At 70.8% G+C, this 20,303-nt stretch carries 15 protein-coding genes and 1 pseudogene; 12 read left to right on the top strand and 4 right to left on the bottom strand.

All coding sequences use genetic code 11. From position 1 onward, the window contains the following. Positions 1 to 641, bottom strand: a 641-nt coding sequence (locus tag O3Q52_RS25560) for an ATP-binding cassette domain-containing protein (RefSeq protein ID WP_269651094.1), incomplete at its 3' end; no start/stop codon positions are given. A 109-nt stretch (positions 642 to 750) separates the two neighbouring features. Here O3Q52_RS25560 and O3Q52_RS25555 point away from each other — a divergent pair. Further along, the gene (locus O3Q52_RS25555) at positions 751 to 1,554 is read left to right on the top strand and encodes a peptidyl-tRNA hydrolase (protein WP_269651093.1); all 804 of its coding nucleotides are present in this window, start codon (positions 751 to 753) and stop codon (positions 1,552 to 1,554) included. A 29-nt stretch (positions 1,555 to 1,583) separates the two neighbouring features. On the opposite strand, the gene O3Q52_RS25550 is transcribed toward O3Q52_RS25555, so the two are convergent. Both O3Q52_RS25550 and O3Q52_RS25545 read right to left on the bottom strand, forming a co-directional pair. After that, a complete protein-coding gene (locus tag O3Q52_RS25550) occupies positions 1,584 to 2,474 on the bottom strand; it encodes a trans-aconitate 2-methyltransferase (protein WP_269651092.1) in 891 nt (296 codons plus the stop codon). A gap of 98 nt (positions 2,475 to 2,572) precedes the next feature. After that, entirely contained in the window at positions 2,573 to 3,196 is a 624-nt protein-coding gene (locus tag O3Q52_RS25545; RefSeq protein ID WP_269651091.1) for a helix-turn-helix domain-containing protein, read from the bottom strand. A gap of 210 nt (positions 3,197 to 3,406) precedes the next feature. Here O3Q52_RS25545 and O3Q52_RS25540 point away from each other — a divergent pair, with 210 nt between their 5' ends. After that, positions 3,407 to 5,017 carry an MFS transporter gene (locus O3Q52_RS25540; RefSeq protein WP_269651090.1) on the top strand — a complete coding sequence of 537 codons (1,611 nt, stop codon included), beginning with the start codon at positions 3,407 to 3,409 and terminating at the stop codon, positions 5,015 to 5,017. Between the two features lie 40 nt (positions 5,018 to 5,057). On the opposite strand, the gene O3Q52_RS25535 is transcribed toward O3Q52_RS25540, so the two are convergent. Continuing rightward, positions 5,058 to 5,897 (bottom strand): GntR family transcriptional regulator, encoded by an 840-nt coding sequence (locus tag O3Q52_RS25535; RefSeq protein ID WP_269651089.1) that lies wholly within the window; start codon positions 5,895 to 5,897, stop codon positions 5,058 to 5,060. A gap of 261 nt (positions 5,898 to 6,158) precedes the next feature. Between O3Q52_RS25535 and O3Q52_RS25530 the strand changes: the two genes are divergently transcribed. The 10 genes and pseudogenes from O3Q52_RS25530 to O3Q52_RS25485 all read left to right on the top strand — a co-directional run. Beyond that, a complete protein-coding gene (locus O3Q52_RS25530; protein ID WP_269651088.1) occupies positions 6,159 to 7,427 on the top strand; it encodes an extracellular solute-binding protein in 1,269 nt (422 codons plus the stop codon). 60 nt (positions 7,428 to 7,487) lie between these two features. Further along, positions 7,488 to 8,477, top strand: coding sequence for a carbohydrate ABC transporter permease (locus O3Q52_RS25525; RefSeq protein ID WP_269651087.1), 990 nt, complete (start codon positions 7,488 to 7,490; stop codon positions 8,475 to 8,477). Further along, the gene (locus tag O3Q52_RS25520) at positions 8,474 to 9,316 is read left to right on the top strand and encodes a carbohydrate ABC transporter permease (RefSeq protein WP_269651086.1); all 843 of its coding nucleotides are present in this window, start codon (positions 8,474 to 8,476) and stop codon (positions 9,314 to 9,316) included. The genes O3Q52_RS25525 and O3Q52_RS25520 overlap by 4 nt, the downstream gene beginning before the upstream one ends. Positions 9,317 to 9,370: 54 nt before the next feature. After that, on the top strand, positions 9,371 to 10,906 hold the full coding sequence (locus O3Q52_RS25515) for a beta-N-acetylhexosaminidase (RefSeq protein WP_269651085.1): 1,536 nt from the start codon (positions 9,371 to 9,373) through the stop codon (positions 10,904 to 10,906). A 47-nt stretch (positions 10,907 to 10,953) separates the two neighbouring features. Continuing rightward, positions 10,954 to 12,381, top strand: coding sequence for a cellulose binding domain-containing protein (locus tag O3Q52_RS25510; RefSeq protein WP_269651084.1), 1,428 nt, complete (start codon positions 10,954 to 10,956; stop codon positions 12,379 to 12,381). A 63-nt stretch (positions 12,382 to 12,444) separates the two neighbouring features. Further along, positions 12,445 to 15,060: an amidohydrolase family protein gene (locus O3Q52_RS54205; RefSeq protein WP_332112942.1), complete on the top strand. Its 2,616-nt coding sequence runs from the start codon at positions 12,445 to 12,447 to the stop codon at positions 15,058 to 15,060. A gap of 254 nt (positions 15,061 to 15,314) precedes the next feature. Further along, complete coding sequence (locus O3Q52_RS25500) at positions 15,315 to 16,511, top strand: glycoside hydrolase family 64 protein (RefSeq protein WP_269651083.1); 1,197 nt, start codon at positions 15,315 to 15,317, stop codon at positions 16,509 to 16,511. A gap of 186 nt (positions 16,512 to 16,697) precedes the next feature. Next, positions 16,698 to 17,507 carry a DUF4142 domain-containing protein gene (locus O3Q52_RS25495; protein ID WP_269651082.1) on the top strand — a complete coding sequence of 270 codons (810 nt, stop codon included), beginning with the start codon at positions 16,698 to 16,700 and terminating at the stop codon, positions 17,505 to 17,507. A gap of 171 nt (positions 17,508 to 17,678) precedes the next feature. Next, positions 17,679 to 19,061, top strand: a complete 1,383-nt coding sequence (locus O3Q52_RS25490; RefSeq protein ID WP_269651081.1) for a DUF692 domain-containing protein — start codon at positions 17,679 to 17,681, stop codon at positions 19,059 to 19,061. A 422-nt stretch (positions 19,062 to 19,483) separates the two neighbouring features. Beyond that, positions 19,484 to 20,221, top strand: a pseudogene (locus O3Q52_RS25485) (DUF4142 domain-containing protein); the annotation flags it as partial. Between the last annotated feature and the right edge of the window lie 82 nt (positions 20,222 to 20,303).

Raw genomic sequence — 20,303 nt, 5'->3', positions numbered from 1 at the left:
CCCGTGACCGTACGGACGTTGCCGTCCTCGACCGCGTACGTCACGTCCGATGCCCCCGCCAGCCGTCGCGGGTCGTGGTCGACGAACACCACCGTGCCGCCCGCGGCCCTGCGCTCCAGCACCGCCCGCTCCAGCACCGCCCGCTCCAGTTCCGTGCGGGCGGCCGTGTCGAGGCCGGTCCACGCCTCGTCGAGGACGAGGAGTTCCGGTTCGGCGAGCAGGGCCTGGGCGACCGCGACCTTCTGGCTGCTGCCCTTGGAGAGTTCCGACATCGGCGTACGGGCGTACTCGGCGGCGCCCAGGCGTTCCAGCCACTCGACGGCGGCCCCGGCGGCCTCCCCGCGGGACAGGCCGTGGACGCTGCCGAGGTGGATCAGATAGCCGGCCGCGGTGAAGGGGAGGGCGGCCGGGAAGCGTTCGGGGACGTACGCGGTGCGGGGGCGGCCCGTGATACGGCCCTCGGTGGGGGCGTCGATCCCGGCGAGCAGGCGCAACAGGGTCGACTTGCCGGTGCCGTTGGCGCCCTCGATCCGCGTCAGGGTGCCCGGGGCCAGCGTGAGGTCGACGCCGCGCAGCACCCATGGGGCGCCGCCGAGACCGTACCGGCGGCCGACGCCCTCCAGCAGCAACTCGCGATTCATGCGCCCATCCTCGCGCGGACGTTCGCGTGGGCGCAGAGGAACGGGCCAGAGGAACTGGTCAGAGGAACTGGTCAAGGGAACCGATCTTCCGCCTGGCAGACTGGAGGGCGTGAGCAGCGACCAGACGACCGCCTCCGGTGCCGACGCAGGGGACACCCCGCGGGACTCCCCGGACGGCACCCCGCAGGACAGCCCCTTCCGGCACGAGCGGACCGCCCGCGACGAGGCGCCGCAGTACGTGCTGCCGCTGGTCGTCCGCATCGAGCGGAACGAACCGCCGGGGCGTACGGACGCGCTGGAGACCGCGGCCCGTGCCGTTCTGGTGATGCTCGGCGACGAGCGGTCGCTGGGTGACGGGGAGTGGGCGCAGGCGATGCGGGACTGGCAGGACGCCCGGATCCGCAAGGTCGTCCGGCGGGCGCGCGGCGCCGAGTGGCGGCGGGCCGGGGCGCTGCCCGGCATCACCGTCACCGGCAAGTCGGCCGAGGTCCGGGTCTTCCCGCCGGTCCCGCTCGACGGCTGGCCCAAGGACCTGGCACGTCTCCAGGTCTCCGGCACCGACCTGGACGACCCGGAGCCGCCGGGGGACGCCGACCCTGCGGCGCCCGTGCTCTGGATGAACCCGGACCTGGACATGTCGGCGGGCAAGTCGATGGCCCAGGCGGGCCACGGCGCCCAACTGGCCTGGTGGGAGCTGTCGGACGAGGACCGCACGGCCTGGCGCGAGGCGGGCTTCCCCCTCACGGTCCGCACCGCCGCCCCCGCCCGGTGGACCGAACTCACCACGAGCGGACTGCCGCTGGTACGGGACGCGGGCTTCACGGAGATCGCGCCGGGGACGACGGTCGCCGTCGAGGGATACGACCGCGTCGGCGCCCTCCGGCCGGACCACGTGCGCCGGTCGGCCGACTAGAACACTCGCGTCCCGACGGCCAGTAAGGGTCAGGTGCGGCGCGCTGCCCACACCGTGCGCTCGGTGCGCACGCTGAGGTCGGTGCGGTGCAGGACGCTGTGCGGGCTGGCGGTGTCGAGGAGTCGGTCGAGAGCGGTCAGGTCCTCGGCCGTCAGGGCGGATGCGGCGCTGCCGCGCAGGCGGCGCAGACTGCTGAGCGCGTAGCGGCCCACCGCGTCGGTGTGGGGCGGGCCGATGTCGACCGTGATGGTGCGTTCGCCCTCGACCGTGAAGCCGGCTTCCGTCAGCTTGGTCCCCCAGTCGGCGCCTCGGTGCGGTACCTGCTCGGCGTGGTGGTGGTCGAGTGCGAGATGACAGCGCTCCTCAAGGCCGGGGGCCTCTTCTGGGGCGTCGGCCGGCAGGAACCGGGGGAAGCCGGCCAGCTCGACGACGGCGAACAGCCCGCCCGGTGCCAGCAGGTCGTGGACCTGGCGCAGGGTGCGGTCGGGGTCGGTCATGTGGTGCATGGAGGCCGATGCCCAGACCAGCTCCGGCGCGCCCAGGTCTGGCCACGACGTCGCGTCGAGGTCGGCCCGCACGATGCGCAGACGGCCGGCCGCTCCGGCCGCGCCCGCCTTCTCCTGCGCTCCCTCCCGTGCCCTCTCCCGTGCTTTCTCTTGGAGGCGGTGCAGGTGAGCGGCCGAGGAATCGACGGCCGTCAGCTCCGCCTCGGGAAAGCGCTCCAGCAGAGCCAACGTGCCGGCTCCGGTCCCGCAGCCCAGATCCACGATGTGGCGGGGGCCGGCCCCGACGGGCAGCCAGGCGGTGATGGACGCGATGTGTTCGGCGAGTACTTCCGCGTCCAGGTCGAGGATCTCCGAGTGGTCGCCTGCGTCGTGCTCGTGAACATGGCTCGCTGTGTGCGGGGAGGCGTGGTTCATGCGCCCAAGCTAGGCGGGCCCTTCGCGTGTGACCTGGTGGCTTCCGGAATGCGCAAGACGATGACCGGCTGAGCTGCGGAACACGCAAACGGTCACAGTCACGGTGACGCGGACCGCGACCGAGATGACGACGGGGACGAGCGGTTCGCCTTCTCCGCATCCTCGCGGCGCTGGTGACCACGGCGGGCGTCGCGGTCGAAGATGCCGAGGATCTCGCACGGCCCGCCCTCGGCGCCGATGGCGTGCGGAAGCATCGTGGTGAACTCCGCCGCCTGGTTGGTCTCGATCCGCAGTCGCCGGTTGCCCAGGAGCAGGATCGCGGTGCCGGAGAGGACGACGAGCCATTCGCGGCCCGGGTGGGCGCGCATCCGCGCGGGGTTGTCGGGCGGCGGGTCGGTCATGCGCTGGCGTACGACGGTCATGCCGGGCTCCGCCTTGATGGGCCAGCGCATCAGCCCGTGGGCCGCGTCGATCATCGGGTTGGAGATGACGTCGTCCGTGCCGGTCTCGACCAGCTGGTCGAGGGAGGTGTCCAGGGCACGGGCCAGGGTGACGAGCTGGTCCAGGGCCAGTCGACGCTGACCGGTCTCAATGCGGCTGAGCGTGGACTGGCTGACCTGGGCGCGGGTGGCCAGCTCCTCCAGGGACCAGCCCTGGGCAACGCGGAGGGCACGGATGCGTTTGCGTACCAGGCTGTCCAGCTCGCCATTGTCTTGCGTCATAGGCAACATCGTATGCCCGCACAGCAAGAAGCACTTAGCGTCGTTCCTGTTCGGCCCCGCAGGCCGCCGCTCACCGACCGCGTGAGCGAAGGACGGGGCCCACCCCTGTCACCCATCGCCCCTGGCGCCTCGGCTGCCGGTCCGGCGCCGATACCCGCATGCCCTGCTGAACCGATATCCGCATGCCTGCTTGAGAATCCCGAGGAATCCATGAGTACGAACCAGGCTCCCGAAGCGAGCCCCGACCCGAGCGGCGCTCCCGGCGAGGGCGCACCCGACGCACCCGACGCGCGTCAGCGGCGCACGATCCTGATCGCCGTCTGTGTCGCGCTGATGGCCGTCATCGCGTCGGTGTCCGGGCTCAACGTCGCCCAGCCCGACCTCGCCGTCGCCTTCGACGCCTCCCAGAGCACGGTCCTGTGGATCATCAACATCTACACGCTGAGCCTGGCCGCACTCCTGTTGCCGCTGGGCGCGATCGGCGACCGCTTCGGCCGCAAGCCCATGCTGCTCACCGGCCTGACCGTCTTCGGCGTCGCCAGTGCGGTGGCGGGTCTGGCCACGTCGACCGAGGTCATGCTCGCCGCTCGGCTGCTCAGCGGAGTGGGCGCGGCGATGATCATGCCGATCACGCTCGCCGTCATCACCTCGACGTTCCCCAGGGAGGAACGGGGACGGGCGATCGGGGTGTGGACCGGTGTGGCCGGCGGTGGTGGCGTCCTGGGCATGTTCCTCTCGGCCGCCCTGGTCGACGCGGTGAGCTGGCGGTGGCTGTTCGTCCTGCCCATCGCGCTCGTCGTGCTCGCCCTCGCCATGACGCTGCGGTCCGTCCCCAACTCCCGCGAGAGGTCCGGGCACGCCTTCGACACCGTCGGCGCGCTGACGTCCGTCGTCGCGGTGGTCGGGCTCATCTTCGTCCTCCAGGAGGGCCCCGAGCGGGGCTGGACCGCCCCCGCGACCCTGATCGGCCTGGTCGTCGGCGTCTTCGCCGCCATCGGCTTCGTAACCTGGGAACTGCGTCGTCGGGATGCCGCGCTTCTGGATGTACGCCTGTTCCGTGAGCGCGGTCTGGCCGGGGGCTCGATCACGCTGCTGGTGGTCTTCGGGGTTCAGGCGGGCATCTTCGTGGTCCTCTTCCCGTTCTTCCAGGCCGTTCTCGGCTGGTCGGGGCTGCTGTCCACGCTGGCGCTGATGCCCATGGCCGTCATGATGATGACGGCCTCCGGGCTCGCCCCGCAGCTGGCCGCGCGCGTCGGCCCCCGGGCGACGATGGCCACCGGCATCCTCCTGGCCGGTGCCGGTCTGGCGCTCATGGCCGCCGTCGTCTCCGTCGACGGCGGCTATCTGTCCGTCCTCCCCGGGATGCTCGCCATGGGCATCGGCATGGGCCTGTCGATGACGCCCTCCACCGAGGCCATCACCAGTGCCCTCCCGCGGGAACGCCAGGGCGTCGCGTCCGCGCTCAACGACGTCACCCGCGAGTTCGGCACCGCGCTCGGCGTCGCCCTGCTCGGAGCGCTGCTGTCCGCCGGGTACCGCAATGCCATCGATGCCAGGCTCGCCGGCGTTCCCGAGGGCCCGGCCGACACCGCGCGCGAAGGTGTCGCCAACGCCCTCGACGCCGCGCCCCGGGCCGGCAACCAGGCGCAGTCGCTGGTCCGTGCCGCCCAGGAGTCGTTCGTCGACGGCTGGCAGAACGCCATGTGGGCAGGGGTCGCCGTCATGGCCGCCCTCTTCGCCTACGTCCTCGCCCGGGGGCCTCAGCAGCCCACGGGCACAGCGGCGAGCGGACCGGAACCGGCCGAGGCGACGGCCGCGTAACCCCGGACCACCGACAGAAGCCCGCCGGGGGCCCGGCTGCTCACGGTGCCGACTGGATGTCCCCCCGTGTGGAGGACGCGATGGTGTCGCGGTGTGCGAAGTCGCCCGGCGGGATGCCGGGGTGGTGTCCGAGCCGGGCCGGCTGCGCCGTCGCCGAGGGGTCGAGGGTGAGCCGGGAGACGATGCGGTAGCGGTCGCCGCGGTAGATCGAGTGGACGTATTCGACGGGCTGCCCCGTCGTGTCCGAGGTGAGCCGCTCGAAGAGCAGTGCCGGGGACAGCTCGGGCACGTCGAGCAGTTCGGCCTCGGCCCGGGTGACGACGGTCGGCTCGATCGCCTGCACGGCCTCCTGGACGTACACGCCGTGCTGTTCGCGCAGGTGCTCGTACAGGTCGCCGGCCTCCAGTTCCTCGGCGGAGAGGGTGGGGACCAGATCGGCCCTGATGTGCAGATGCTCGATGGCCATCGGGGCACCGTCGACCAGACGCAGCCGTGCCACGTACACGATCTCGGCGGCGGGTGAGATGCGCAGCTTGCGGCCCACGCGGGCGCCTGCCGCGAAGGTGGTGAACTCCAGGAGGCGGCTCGACCAGGCCCCGGAGGCCTGGGGGGCCGTCATGGTCTGCTGGCCGGAGACGAGTTCCTGGGTGATCTTCTCGGGCGCCACGAACATGCCACGGCCGTGTTCCCGCACCAGGAGTCCCGCTGCGACGAGTTCGTCGACCGCCGCGCGCAGGGTCGGACGGGACACGCCGAGCCGGGCACAGAGGGCTCGTTCGGAGGGGATCGCGTCACCCGGGCTGCGCGACTCGACGAGATCGAGGATGAAGTCGCGGACCCGCTCCCGTTTGAGGACCGCACCTGGTGCGTCTTCCTTCATGCCGTGCCCCCTCATGCGCGCCAGCCGCTTTACCAGTTGACCAGTGGTCGCGCGCAACTGCCCTCCTGGTGGGGCGAAGTGTAACCGCTGCCGAACGGTGATCGCCCAGGCCCTGACCGGCCCAGGTGTCAAAAACCCAGCAGGCGCAGGGGGTTGACGCCACTGATTGGTCTATGCCAGTTTCATCCCCGCATCAAGAGGTGAGCTGTCCAGTGGGCTTCACTGGTCAGGTGGTTGGGTCATGTCCTCCAGAGGTGAACCGTGAAGCTCCGCTTGTTTGCCGGTGTGTCCGTGCTTGTGATGACCGCCGGGCTGAGTGCCTGCAGCAGTTCCTCCGACGACTCCGACGGCAGTTCCGGCGGGAGCACCACCATCGACGTCTGGCTGATGCGCGACAGCGTCTCGGCCGAGTTCCAGAAGGACTTCGTCAAGGGCTTCGAGGCCGCTCACCCGGACATCAAGGCCAAGGTGCAGATCCAGGAGTGGGACGGGATCGGCGAGAAGGTCACGGCGGCCCTCGCCAGCAGTGACGCGCCGGACGTGATCGAGACCGGCAACACCCAGGTCGCCCAGTTCGCGCAGAGCGGGGGCCTGCTCGACCTGAGCGACAAGGTCGACGAACTCGGGGGCAAGGACTGGCTCAAGGGCCTCGCGGAGCCTGGCGCCTACGAGGGCAAGCAGTACGGCATCCCGTACTACGCCGCCAACCGCGTCGTCATCCACCGCACCGACCTCTTCAAGGAGGCGGGTGTCGACCCGGCCGCGATCAAGACGCGCGACCAGTGGATCGCCGCCACCAAGAAGCTCAACTCCGGTGACACGCAGGGCATCTATCTGCCCGGTCAGATGTGGTACGCCCTCGCGGGCTTCGTCTGGGACGAGGGGGGTGACCTCGCCACCGGGTCCGGCGGCAAGTGGCAGGGCACCCTCGACACCCCCGAGGCGATCCGCGGCATGGAGTTCTACGAGAAGCTCCAGGCACTCGGCAAGGGCCCCAAGGACTCCGACGAGGACAGCCCTCCGCAGGCGGACGTCATGGCCAAGGGGAAGGTCGCCCAGGTCATCTCAACTCCCGGCGGCGCCAACGTCGTCATCGAGAACAACCCCGAACTGAAGGGCAAGCTCGGCTTCTTCCCGATCCCGGGGAAGACCGCCGGGACACCGGGTGCCGTCTTCACCGGCGGCTCCGACCTGGTCATCCCGACGGCCTCCGCCAAGCAGGACGCGGCCTACACGTTCATCAAGGAACTCACCGGCGACGCCTGGCAGAAGAAGCTCGCCGTCGCCATGAGCTACGTCCCGAACAAGACCACCCTGGCCGACGCGGTCGCCTCCGACCCGGGTGCCTCGGCCATGGCGGTCGGCGCCGCCGAGGGCCATGCCACACCCAACACACCGGGCTGGGCCGCCGTCGAGGCCAAGAACCCGATCAAGGACTACATGACGGCCGTTCTCACCGGAGGCGACGCCGAGAAGGAAGCCGCCACCGCGTCCGACGCCATCACCACGGCGATGAACTCCGGCTCCTGACCGCCGAACACCGGAACCGCCCACGCACCGGAACCGCCAACGCACCGGAGGAGGAGTGCCGTGTCGGCCGTCCGAGAGCAGACCGCGCCCCACCCCCCACCGAGCGCCCCTCGCCCCCGGCGCACCACCGGCCCAGGACGGCGCGGCCCGTCGCAGGACGGGGGCCGCGGGATATGGCCGTACGTCCTGATCACACCCGCCGTCCTCGGCACGCTCTACCTGCTCGTCCATCCCCTGGTCCGCGCGGTGGTGATCTCGCTGCAGGACTTCGGACTGCGCCAGCTCATCCTGGGCGACGCGCGGTTCGTCGGACTGAAGAACTACGAGACGCTGCTCGGGGACAGCCGCTTCTGGGAGGTCGTGCGCCGCACGTTCCTCTTCATGGCGGTCGACGTCGTACTGATCATGGTGCTCTCCACGCTGGTGGCGCTGATGATCGAGCGGCTGGGCCGGTTCGGGCGGATCGCGGTCCTCAGCGCGCTGGTGCTGACCTGGGCGATGCCCGTCATCGCGGCGACCACCGTCTTCCAGTGGCTGTTCCACTCGGAGTTCGGCATCGTCAACGCGGTCCTGACGGACCTGGGGTTCGAGTCCTTCGACCGCTACCCCTGGTTCGCGCACGGACCGGCCGCGTTCGCCATCCTGGTCGCCCTCATCGTGTGGCAGTCCGTGCCGTTCGCGGCGATCACCCTCTACTCGGCCCTCACCACCGTCCCCACCGAGCTGTACGAGTCGGCGCGGCTCGACGGGGCGTCGGGGCCGCGGATCTTCCGCTCCATCACCTATCCGATCGTCCGGCCGATCTTCATGCTCGTGCTCTCGCTCGAAGTGATCTGGACCTTCAAGGCGTTCGTCCAGATCTGGGTGATGACCAACGGCGGGCCGGGCGACGCGACCACGATCCTGCCCGTGTACGCGGTGCAGACCGCCCTGTCGAGCCAGCGCTACGACCTCGGATCGGCGGCCTCCATGGTCACCGTCGTGCTGATGTCGGGCGTCCTCGTCCTCTACTTCCGCCAGATGTTCCGCCAGGAGGACGAGCTCTCATGACCACCACCACCCGGCTCCGCGTCCGCCGACTGCCACTGAACGCCGCCGCCGTGGTCACGGTCGCGGTGTGCCTGTTCCCGGTCTACTGGATGGTCGCCACCGCGTTCACCCCGAGCCGCGACATCCAGTCCGACAACCCCCGGCTCCTGCCGGAGAGCTGGACGCTCGACCACTTCCGCACGGCCGTCGGCGCCGACGGCTTCGGTCTGTTCTGGCGCAACAGCGTCCTCGTCACACTGAGCGCCGTCGCGCTCGCCCTCGTCATCGCGCTCGGGGCCGCCTACGCGGTCGCCCGGATGAGGTGGAGGGGGCGCCGGCAGTTCGTGCTCATGGTCTTCATCGCCCAGATGGCGCCCTGGGAGTCGCTGATCATCCCGGTCTACATCATCTCCCGGGACACCGACATGCTCGACCGGCTGCCGACCCTGACCCTCGTCTACTTCATGATGACGCTGCCCTTCACCCTGATCGTCCTGCGCGGCTTCATCGACACGATCCCCCCGGAGCTGGAGGAGTCGGCCCAGGTCGACGGCTGCACCCGGCTCGGCGCGTTCCGGCACATCGCGTTCCCGCTCCTCGCCCCGGGCCTGATGGCCACCTCGCTGTTCGGCTACATCACCGCCTGGAACGAGTTCACGTACGCCAACTTCCTGATCATCAAGCAGCAGGACAACCGCACCCTGCCCGTGTGGCTGTCCTCGTTCCAGAACGTGTTCGGCACCGACTGGGGCGCCACCATGGCCGCCTCGACCCTCTTCGCCGCCCCGGCACTCGTGGTGTTCCTGGTGCTCCAGCGCCATGTCACCTCGGGCTTCGCCGCCGGCGCGGTCAAGGGCTGACCCCGCACACTCCCCCAGCACACTCCCCCGCGAGCTTCGTTCCGGAGGCGATCCGTGCCCGCACACCCGTCCGCAATCACCCTCGTCCCCCGCCCCACCGAGACCGTGCTGCGGCCGGGGTACTTCACGCTGGACGACCACACCGCCCTGAACATCGGCGCGGGCACCGAACCGGCCGCGGAGGTGCTGCGCACGCTGCTCGCCCCCGCCACCGGACTGGCCCTGCCACCGTCCCCGAGCGGGCAGTTGAGGCTGGCCGTCGACTCCGGCCTCGGCGGCAGCCTGGGCGACGAGGGATACGTCCTCACGATCGCCCCGTACGCCGTACTGCTGCGCGCCGCGCACCTCACCGGTCTGCTGCGCGGTATCCAGACGATCCGTCAACTCCTGCCCCCACAGGCCCTGTCGGAGACTCCGCAGGGCAACACTCCGTGGCTGCTGCCGTGCTCCGAGATCACCGACCACCCCCGGCACCCCTGGCGCGGCGCGATGCTGGACGTGGCACGCCACTTCCAGCCCGTCTCCTGTCTGCGCCGGTACGTCGACGTGCTGGCCCTGCACAAGATCAACGTGTTTCATCTGCACCTCACCGACGACCAGGGCTGGCGCATGCCGGTCGCCGCCCGCCCCAAGCTCACCGAGATCGGTGGCCATCGCGCCGAGTCCCAGACGGGCCCGGCCGGCAGCGGCACGTACGACGGCGTCCCGCACGGTGGGGCGTACACGCGGGCCGAACTCGCCGGTCTGGTGCGGTACGCGGCCGCTCGCGGCGTCACCGTCATGCCGGAGATCGAGATGCCGGGGCACGTACGCGCCGCCCTCGCCGCCTATCCCTCACTGGGCAACCACCCGGAGCGCACCCTCGACGTCTGGACGCGCTGGGGTGTGTGCGACACCGTCCTCGGTGTCCACGACGAGGTCCTCGACTTCTGCCGCACCGTCCTCGAAGAGGTCATGGACGTCTTCCCGTCGCCGTACATCCACCTCGGCGGCGAGGAGTGCCCCACCGCCGAGTGGACGCACAGTGTCGCCGCACGCGAACGAGCGGTGGCGGAGGGCCTGCCGAACGCCGAGGCGCTGCACGGGTGGTTCCTCGGACAGATCGGCGACTTCCTCGTCCGCCGCGGACGCCGACCGGTCGGCTGGGCCGAGACCGGGGCCGAACTGCCCCTGGACTTCACCGTGATGACCTGGCGCGACCCGTCCCACACCCTGACGGCGGCCCGCCGCGGCCACCCCGTGATCAACGCGTACCACCGGGCCACGTACCTCGACCACGCCCAGTCCGACGACCCCCACGAGCCGCCGGCCCAGCCCGGCACCGTCGTCGATCTGCGCGCGGTCCACGCCCACGACCCCGTCCCCGAGGACGCGGACGCCGAGGCGGCCGGGCGGGTGCTCGGCACCCAGACTCAGCTGTGGACCGAGTTCGTGACCACGCCCGCCCACATCGAGTACCTCACCTACCCGCGGCTGTGCGCCCTCGCCGACCGTGGCTGGAGCGGCGAGACCGACTGGGCCGACTTCCGTGCCCGACTCGGCGAGCACACCGCCCGGCTGGACGCGCTCGGCATCCACCGCCACCCCTGACCTGTCCGTTCCGGGAATCACCCCCACCTTTCTGGAGAGGAACAACGATGAGATTCGCGAAGAAGAGGCTGCGCGCCACCGCACACACCGCCGTCGCCGTGGCCATGGGCGCCGCCGCGCTCACGGCACTCCCCACCACCGCGAGCGCTGCCGCCGACGGGCTGAGCGTCCAGTACCGTACGAGCGCCACGGGAGCCGGCGCCGACCAGGCCGAACCCTGGTTCAAGGTGACGAACACCGGCACCACGAGCGTGCAGTTGAGCGGCGTCAAGGTCCGCTACTACTTCAAGGCGGACTCTGCGAGCGCGACCTACCGCTTCGCCTGTTCCTGGGCCGTCAAGGGCTGCGCCAACGTCACGGGCACCTTCGGCACACTCGCCAACCCGACCGCCACGGCCGACCGTTACCTGGAGATCGGCTTCGCCTCCGGTGCCGGTTCGCTGGCCCCGGGCGCCGACACCGGCGACCTGCAGCTGCGCTTCCACCAGTCGAACTGGGCGTCGCTGAACCAGAGCGACGACTACTCCTTCGGCGCCTCCCGGACGTCGTACGGGGACTGGACCAAGGTCACGGCCCAGCTGGCGGGCACGCTCCTGTGGGGCCAGGCCCCGGCGGGCAACGGGCCGACGGATCCGCCCACCGACCCGCCGACCGATCCTCCGGCCGAGGGCGCCGCGCTGTTCGACGACTTCAACTACAGCGGCCACACCGACCCGAGGATCTCGGCGAACGGCTGGAACGTGCGCTCCAACTCCGGTGGCCCCGGCGTGCCCGGCGCCACCTGGGCGCCCGAGAACATCACCTTCGCCACCACCGGCGGCAACTCCGTCATGAACCTGGAGACCTCGACCGCCGGCACCGCGGCGAGCACCGAGCAGACCGAGATCCTCACCAAGTCGATGAAGTTCAAGAACGGCACCTACGCGGCCCGCGTCAGGTTCAACGACGCGCCCAAGTACGGCCCGGACGGCGACCGTCTCGTCCAGACGTTCTTCACGATCAACGACCTCAAGGCCCCGATGGCGGACGACTACGCCGAGTACGACTTCGAGTACCTGCCCAACGGCGGCTGGGGCGAGCCGGCCAACATCCTCTACACGACGTCCTGGGAGACCTACCAGGCCGACCCGTGGGTGGCGGTCAACCAGCACACCGAGGCCCGCCAGAGCTTCAGCGGCTGGCACGACCTGGTGCTGACCATCGACAGCAGCACCATCAAGTACTACGTCGACGGACAGCTCTTCGGCACCCACGGCGCCCAGTACCTGCCGGAGCGGCCGATGTCGATCAACTTCAACCAGTGGCTGATCGACCTCGCGGGCCAGACCAGCACCACCGCGCGGGCGTACGACCAGCAGGTCGACTACGTCATGCACGTCAAGGACCAGGTCCTCACGCCGGCCCAGGTCACCGCCAAGCTCAACGCGTACCGCAGCGCGGGCACCAGGTTCGAGGACACCGTCCCCGGCGCCTGACCGGCGCCTGACGGGCCCGGGGCCCGCCCCGGGCCCATCACCCTCCGCTGCCCCTTCAGGCAGTTGGCCCAGGCCCATCCCGGCCTGGAGACCGAGAACCGGATCGGCACCTCCACCCTCGGCGAAGGACCCGCGAGCCTCACGACGGACGGGGACGGCGGATACGTCGTCGTCGTTGGGGTGCACCCCAACGAGCCGGTCGGCGCGGTGGCCGCCCTGCACCTGGCCAGGGCCCTGTGCGAAAGCCCGGGACTGCGCGGGCACTTCGGCGGGGCCTGGCACATCGTGCCCTGCATCGACCCGGACGGGGCCCGTCTCAACGAGGGCTGGTTCGCCACCCCGACCGACAAGCGCAACTACGGGCGCCACTTCTACCGGCCCGCCGGCAACGAGCAGGCCGAGTGGACCTTCCCGTTCGCCTGCAAGAAGGCGTGGTTCGACCGCGTACTGCCCGAAACCCTGGCGCTGGTGCGGCTGTTGGACGCCACCCGGCCGCGCTTCCTGACCATTCTGCACAACTGCGAGGCGGGCGGCGTCTATTACTACATGAACCGTCCGGCCGCGGAGCCGTACGGAGTCCTGACCGAGATACCGGCCTCCCTCGGCATGCCGCTGGCGACCGGCGAACCCGAGGCCGCCCACGCCCCGGTATACTCCCCCGCCGTCTACGGCTGCACCGACATGAAGGACGCGTACGACTATCTCGAAGGGCTCGGTATCGACGCCGCCGCCAGGATCGCGGGCTCGTCGAGCGCCGCGTACGCCGAGCGCTACGGCACCTTCTGCTTCGTCACCGAGGTCCCGCACTGGAGCCATCCGGACGCCGACGACAACACGTCCGCCCTGCTGCTGATCACCCACGACCTGGGACTCGCCGCGGGCGCCGCCGACCGGGTCGCGATCATGTACGCCGGGCGCATCCTGGAACAGGCCCCGGTCCAGGAGCTGTTACGCCCACCGGATCGCCGCCGCCGTCACCGGATTCCGGCTGCCCGCCACGAAGGTGACGGCCAAGGCGAAACTCAGTCAGGACGAGCGCGAGGAGATCGCCCTCCGCCTCGCCGGGGCCCTCGAATCCGGCCGGCCGTACGCCGTTCCCGAACTCGCCCGCGCCATGCGCGACATCCGGAGGAAGCCGTGACCGACCCGAACACCGTGACCGACCCGAACACCGCGGCGCCCGGCGCCCCCTCGGCCACCGCCCGACCGCTCACCCTGCGCCGCGTCCACCTCGGCGCGGGCGGACCACTGAGCGACGTCCGTATCGAGTCCGGTCTCGTCAGGGCCGTCTTTCCGGCGGGCGAAGCACCGCGCGCGGACGGGCAGAGCCTCGACCTCGACGGCCGTACGCTGCTGCCGGGGCTGTGGGACTCGCACGTACACATGGTCCAGTGGGCGGGCCTGCGCCGGCGGCTCGACGTGTCCGGCGCCCGCTCGGCGCGGGAGGCCGCGGACGCGGTCGGCCGGCAGGCCGCGGCCCTGCCGGCCGGTGAGCCGATGATCGGCCACGGCTTCCGTGACGGACTGTGGCCGGACGCACCCCACAAGGATCTCCTCGACGCCCTCGTCCCGGACCGTCCCGCCCTGCTGATCAGCATGGATCTGCACTCCGCCTGGCTCAACTCGGCCGGGCTCGCCCTGGTCGGGCGCGGCGACCACCCCACCGGACTGCTGCGCGAGGACGAGTGCATCCAGGCCATGGCCCAACTCCCCACCGCCTCGGTGGAGTTGACGGACCAATGGGTGCAGGAGGCCTGCGTCGCCGCCGCCGCGCGCGGGATCACCGGCATCGTCGACTTCGAGTACGCCGACAACATCGCGGACTGGACCCGCCGGATGAACGGTGCCTCGGTGCCGCTCCGCGTGGCCGCCTCCATCTGGTCCCCGCAGCTGGAGGCGGCGATCGGGCGCGGGCTCCGCACCGGCCAGACCCTGGACACCCCCGGCGGACTGCTGGAGGTCGGGCCGTTCAAGCTGCTCACCGACGGCTCGCTCAACACCCGTACCGCGCTGTGCCACGAGGCGTACCCGGGCGCGGTTCCCGGCGAGCCCGGCTCCCACGGACTGGAGCAACTGCCCCCGCAGGAGCTGGTGTCCCTGCTGCGCCACGCCTCCTCCCACGGGATCGAGCCCGCGGTCCACGCGATCGGGGACCGAGCGAACGAGATGACCCTCGACGCGTTCGAGGCGGTGCGCTGCCACGGCCGGATCGAGCACGGCCAGTTGCTCGCTCTCAAGGACATCCCGCGCTTCGCCGAACTGGGCGTCACCGTGAGCATCCAGCCCACCCACGCGGTGGACGACCGGGACGTCGCCGACCGGCACTGGGCGGGCCGGACCCACCGGGCGTACGCCTTCGCCGACCTGCTCGACGCCGGGGCCGTCCTGGCGCTGGGCTCCGACGCCCCCGTCGCCACGCTCGACCCCTGGCTGACCATGGCGTCCGCCGTGACCCGGACCGGCGACGAGCGCCCGCCGTGGCACCCGGAGCAGCGGATACCGGTGGCGGCCGCCCTCGCCGGCTCGTCCCGGGGGCAGCGGCTGATCCGGGTCGGCGACCGGGCGGACCTGGTGGTGACCGACGCCGACCCGCTCACCGCGGACGCCCGGACCCTGCGCGAGATGCCGGTGCACGCCACGCTGCTCACCGGCGCCTGGACCCACGGCCCGTCACTGTGACCGGTTCGCCGTGACCAGTTCGCTGCGACTGGTCCTCTACTACCTGTTCGCCGTGACCTGTTCGGGCCCGACGATGACCATCTTGGTCTAGACCTTGACGTGTCCCACTCATCAGGACCACTCTGAGAGCGCTCTCAAATGGACCGGAAGGGGCCACGCCGCCCTTGCCTCCCCATGACGGGACGCGGCCCCCGACCATCCGTCCGTCGCATTTCGACTCCGGTGGGAGAAGCCCACCTGTCAGGAGGACGAGCGTGCTTGCCCTACGGAAAGCGCTGGTGGCCCTGGTCGCCGCGGCAACGGTCACCGCGGGACTCACGACGGTGGGCCCCGCATCCCGCGCCGAAGCCGCGGTGCCCACGACCATCCCGCTCGAAATCAAGAACACCTCCGGGCGCGGCGATCAGGTGTACATCTACAACATCGGGACCCTGCTCTCGACCGGCCAGCAGGGCTGGGCCGACGCGAACGGCACGTTCCACGCCTGGCCCGCCGGCGGCAACCCACCGACCCCCGCCCCCGACGCGTCGATCGCCGGACCGGCCAACGGCCAGACCAAGACGATCCGGATGCCCAAGTTCTCCGGCCGGGTCTACTTCTCCTACGGCCAGAAGCTCGTCTTCAAGCTGACCACCGGCGGTCTCGTACAGCCCGCGGTGCAGAACCCGTCCGACCCGAACGTGAACATCCTCTTCAACTGGACCGAGTACACGCTCAACGACGCCGGACTGTGGATCAACAGCACACAGGTCGACATGTTCTCGGCCCCGTACGCGGTCGGCGTCAAGAACACCGCCGGCGCCACCAAGAACACCGGTCACCTGAAGCCGGGCGGCTACAACGGCTTCTTCAACGCGCTGAGGAGCCAGCCCGGCGGCTGGGCCAACCTCATCAGAACCCGGTCCGACGGAACCATCCTGCGGGCCCTCGCACCCGGCCACGGCATCGAGGCAGGCGCCCTGCCCGCCTCGGTCATGAACGACTACATCAACCGGGTGTGGTCCAAGTACTCCACCTCCACACTGACGGTGACACCGTTCGCCGACCAGCCGGGTACCAAGTACTACGGCAGGGTCTCCGGCAACGTCATGAACTTCACCAACGGCTCCGGCGCCGTCGTCACCAGCTTCCAGAAGCCCGACTCCGACAGCGTCTTCGGCTGCTACAAGCTGCTGGACGCGCCGAACGACCTGGTACGCGGCCCGATCTCCCGCACCCTGTGCGCGGGCTTCAACCGCTCCACGCTCCTGACCAACCCCAACCAGCCCGACACGAGTTCCGCGGGCTTCTACCAGGACAGCGTGACCAACCACTACTCGCGGAAGATCCACGCCCAGATGGTCGACGGCAAGGCGTACGGCTTCGCCTTCGACGACGTCGGCAACCACGAGTCGCTCGTCAACGACAACAACCCGCAGACGGCGTACATCACGCTCGACCCGTTCAGCTGAGCGAGCCGATCCGACAGCGTGTCGAGAGGACCGGGCAGGTCCGCCCGGCCCTCTCGACACGCCCGAACAACAAAAGTGACTCACCAAACATCAGCTGTTGAACACACCGACCGCCCCGCACGTATCTCCCTGCGCTGGCCAAGCACAGATTCCCAACGACCAGTTGGCATATCCCGGGAGGCACCTTTGCGGCGTATCAACGGCACGGCCCTCGTCATCGTGGCACTCGTCGGCACACTCGGCGCGCTCGCGTTCCCGGTGTGGTCGTACGCCGACCGCGCCGGTACGGGGCAGGCGAACCTCGCCTCCGGAACCGTACCGACGCGCTGGGGGCCGCTGACCGCCAATGACCGCGACCTGATCAACCGCGTGCGGCTGGCAGGTCTGTGGGAGTTGCCGGCGGGCCAGCAGGCTGCCGAGCGCTTCCCGAGCGGTCCGGTGCGGGAGGCGGCCGACCACCTGATCGTCGGTCATACCGACCTCGACAAGCGCGCACGCAGCGTCGCGCGGGATCTCGGTCTCGAGCTGCCGAACCAGCCCACCGAGCAGCAGCAGGGCTGGCTGAACCAGATGTCCGCGGCGTCGGACGAGGACTACGTGAAGGTGTGGGCGAACCTGCTCCGGTCCGCGCACGGCAAGATCTTTCCGGTGATCGGCACGGTCCGGAACCAGACGCGCAACACGCTGGTGCGTCAGCTCGCCTCGGACACCAACCAGACCGTGCTGGATCACATCACGGTCCTTGAGAAGACCGGCGCGATCGACTTCGACGCGATCGCCAACGACTCGGTGGCCGGATCGACGGCCAGCCCGAGTGGTCCGCCGCCGCCGGTCTCGGGCGTGGCTCCGCCCGCGGCGCCGCCCGCGGAGGCCACAGGCGACATCCAGACCACCTCACGGCCTTCACCGGGTGCACCGGGCACGGTCAACACGAACCGGCCGGAGGCCGAGGACCCGGACAACCCGGTCTCGACTGAGTCCTCGTCCGCGCCGTAGCGGGGCGTGACCGCCGCCCGCGTCCCGAAGCTCAAATGTTGCTCTGAACGTCCCCGCCGATGGGTTCGGCCCCGCTTCCCGGGGCCATGACCCGGTCACGCCGGAACACAGGTCCGTCGAAGGAGACGACGCACAGGTCCTGGTGAAGCCGTGGTGAAGGAGGGGGACGAGATGAAGCACTTGGGTACGGGAATCGGGTGGCGGCCGGAGATCGCGGAGGCCGTGGAGGGCATGCCCGGCATCGACTGGGTCGAGGCCGTCGCGGAGAACGTGTGCCCGGGGCACCTCCCCGAGTCGCTGGTGCGGCTGCGCGAGCGCGGCGTCACGGTGGTTCCGCACGGGGTGTCGCTCGGCCTCGGCGGCGCCGACCGCCCCGACGAGGGAAAGCTCGCCGATCTCGCGGCGGCCGCCGAGGCCCTCGGCTCCCCTCTGGTCACCGAGCACATCGCGTTCGTCCGTGCGGGCGGGGCCCTCACCGCCTCGCCCCTCCTGGAGGCCGGGCATCTGCTGCCCGTCCCCCGCACCCGGGACGCCCTCGACGTCCTCTGCGAGAACATCCGCATCGCCCAGGACGCGCTGCCCGTGCCGCTCGCGGTCGAGAACATCGCGGCACTGATCTCCTGGCCGGGCGAGGAGATGACCGAGGGACAGTTCCTGTACGACCTGGCCGACCGCACCGGCGTACGCCTCCTCATCGACGTGGCCAACCTCCACACCAACCACGTCAACCGCGGCGAGGACCCCGCCAAGGCCCTGGACGAACTGCCCGTCGAGGCGATCGCGTACGTCCACGTCGCCGGCGGTTTCGAACGCGACGGCGTCTGGCACGACAGCCACGCCCACGCCGTGCCGCCCGCCGTCCTCGCGATCCTCGCCGACCTGTCCTCCCGGGTCCGCCCGCCGGGCGTACTCCTGGAGCGCGACGAGAACTTCCCCGCGCCGGCCGAGCTGGAGCGAGAGCTGACGGCGATCCGGGAGACGGTGGAGAAGGGGGCTCTCTCGGTGGTTCCGACGGTGCCCGCCGATGCCGCATCCGAGACCGCCGCCTCCGAGACCTCCGACGCTTCCAATGCCTCCGACGCATCCGGAACCACCGACCCGGATTCCGATGACGCACCGAAGGCGTCACCCTCCACCGAACTCTCCCGCCAGCGGCTCGCCCTCGCGCAGGCGGCCCTGTTGTCCGCGCTGGTCGCCGGGACGCCCGTGCCGGAGGGCTTCGACGGGACCCGGCTGTCCGTGCAGGCCCGGGCGCTGGCGGGCAAGCGGGCCGATGTCGTGGCCAAGGTCGCGCCCGAGCTGCCGGAGATTCTGGCGGAGGCGTACCGCAAGTCGTTCGTCGCGTACGCGCACGGCCACCCGATGACCGGCGGCTACCGGCGGGACGCGCTGGACTTCGCCGAGCATCTGCTGCTGGGCGGCCGGCTGGAGGACCCGGAGGTACGACGGCGGGTGAGCGACTGGTGGCTGGAGCGCTCGGGTCCCGCGCCGCTGTCGCAGCACCCGGCGGCCCGGCTGGCGCGCGCCACGCGACGGGTACTGCTGAGGCGATGAGGCACGTCCTGCGGAGGCGATGACGGGGTTCCGCCCGGGGCGTTGAGAACGAGTCGACACCGGGCGTAGAGGCCTTCGTCACCGCGTGACATCGCTCACCGGGCGACACGGGCGCCGGATCTGTACAGAGCAGCGGGCCCCCTGCCTGCTCAGTGCCGCTCCCCGACGGCCGGGCGCGCGGGCTCGCATCCGTCCGGCGCCGGGCGCACCCCGCGTGTGCGCGTGGTGCACGAAAGCCCGCCCGTCGTGGGCCGCGCGCCGCCGCACCGCCTGCCACCTGCGAAAACACCCTGCCTGCGGCCGTCTGTCCGGATTCGTACGGCAACCGTCCGAACCCGTACCTCAGTTGACGTACACCGCGCAGTAATATTCCAGCTCCAACCCGAAGCGCACTAACGTGCGGTGCCGCAACAGGAGGCACCATGCGATCCATCAACAGCCGGGGACTGTTCAGCGGCACCGGGCTCATCGTCACGGGCCTGGCGGCGACCCTCGTGGCGCTGATCTTCCCGGTCTGGTCGTACTCGGACCGGTCGGGCACCGGTGTGGACACGCTGAACGCCCAGACCTTGTCGACGAGGTACGGTCCGCTGTCCGCGCTGGACCGGGAGTTCGTCACCAAGGTGCGGCTCGCGGGCCTGTGGGAGCTGCCCGCCGGCCAGCAGGCCGAGGAGCGCGGCACGACACAGGCGGTCAAGACGGCGGGCGAGCACCTCGTCGAGGGGCACACGTTCCTGGACGAGCGTGTGCGCGAAGTGGCCTCGCGGCTCGGGCTCCAGCTGCCCAACCAGCCCAACGAGCAGCAGCAGGCGTGGCTCGGCACGCTGAGCGCGGCACGGGGCGAGGAGTACGACGTCCAGTTCGCGAACATCCTGCGCAAGGCGCACGGCAAGGTCTTCGGCCTGGTCGCCCAGGTCCGCGCGAGCACCCGCAACTCGCTCGTCCGTGGCCTCGCCGACGACGCGAACAGCACGGTCCTGGACCACATCACGGTCCTGGAGGCCACCGGTCTCGTCGACTTCGACGCCCTGGCCCGGGACGCGGCCACCGCGAGCCCGCCGCCGCTCACCAACTCCCCGGCCCCGCCCGGTCCGACGGACTCCCCGAGCGCGCCCGTCCCGGTCTCCCCGTCGCCGTCCGCTTCACGCACCTACACTGTCGGGGTTGCCCTTCGTGAAGCGGGACACCATCTCCACGCACGCCGAGATGAAGCCGTCGCCCTCGCCCGCCTTGATGGCGGGC

Origin of the sequence: Streptomyces sp. ActVer (genome assembly GCF_027270795.1) — a bacterium.
Classification (GTDB): domain Bacteria; phylum Actinomycetota; class Actinomycetes; order Streptomycetales; family Streptomycetaceae; genus Streptomyces; species Streptomyces umbrinus_A.
The sequence above is the reverse complement of the archived record's forward strand: the minus strand, read 5'-3'. Positions and strand labels throughout refer to the sequence as shown.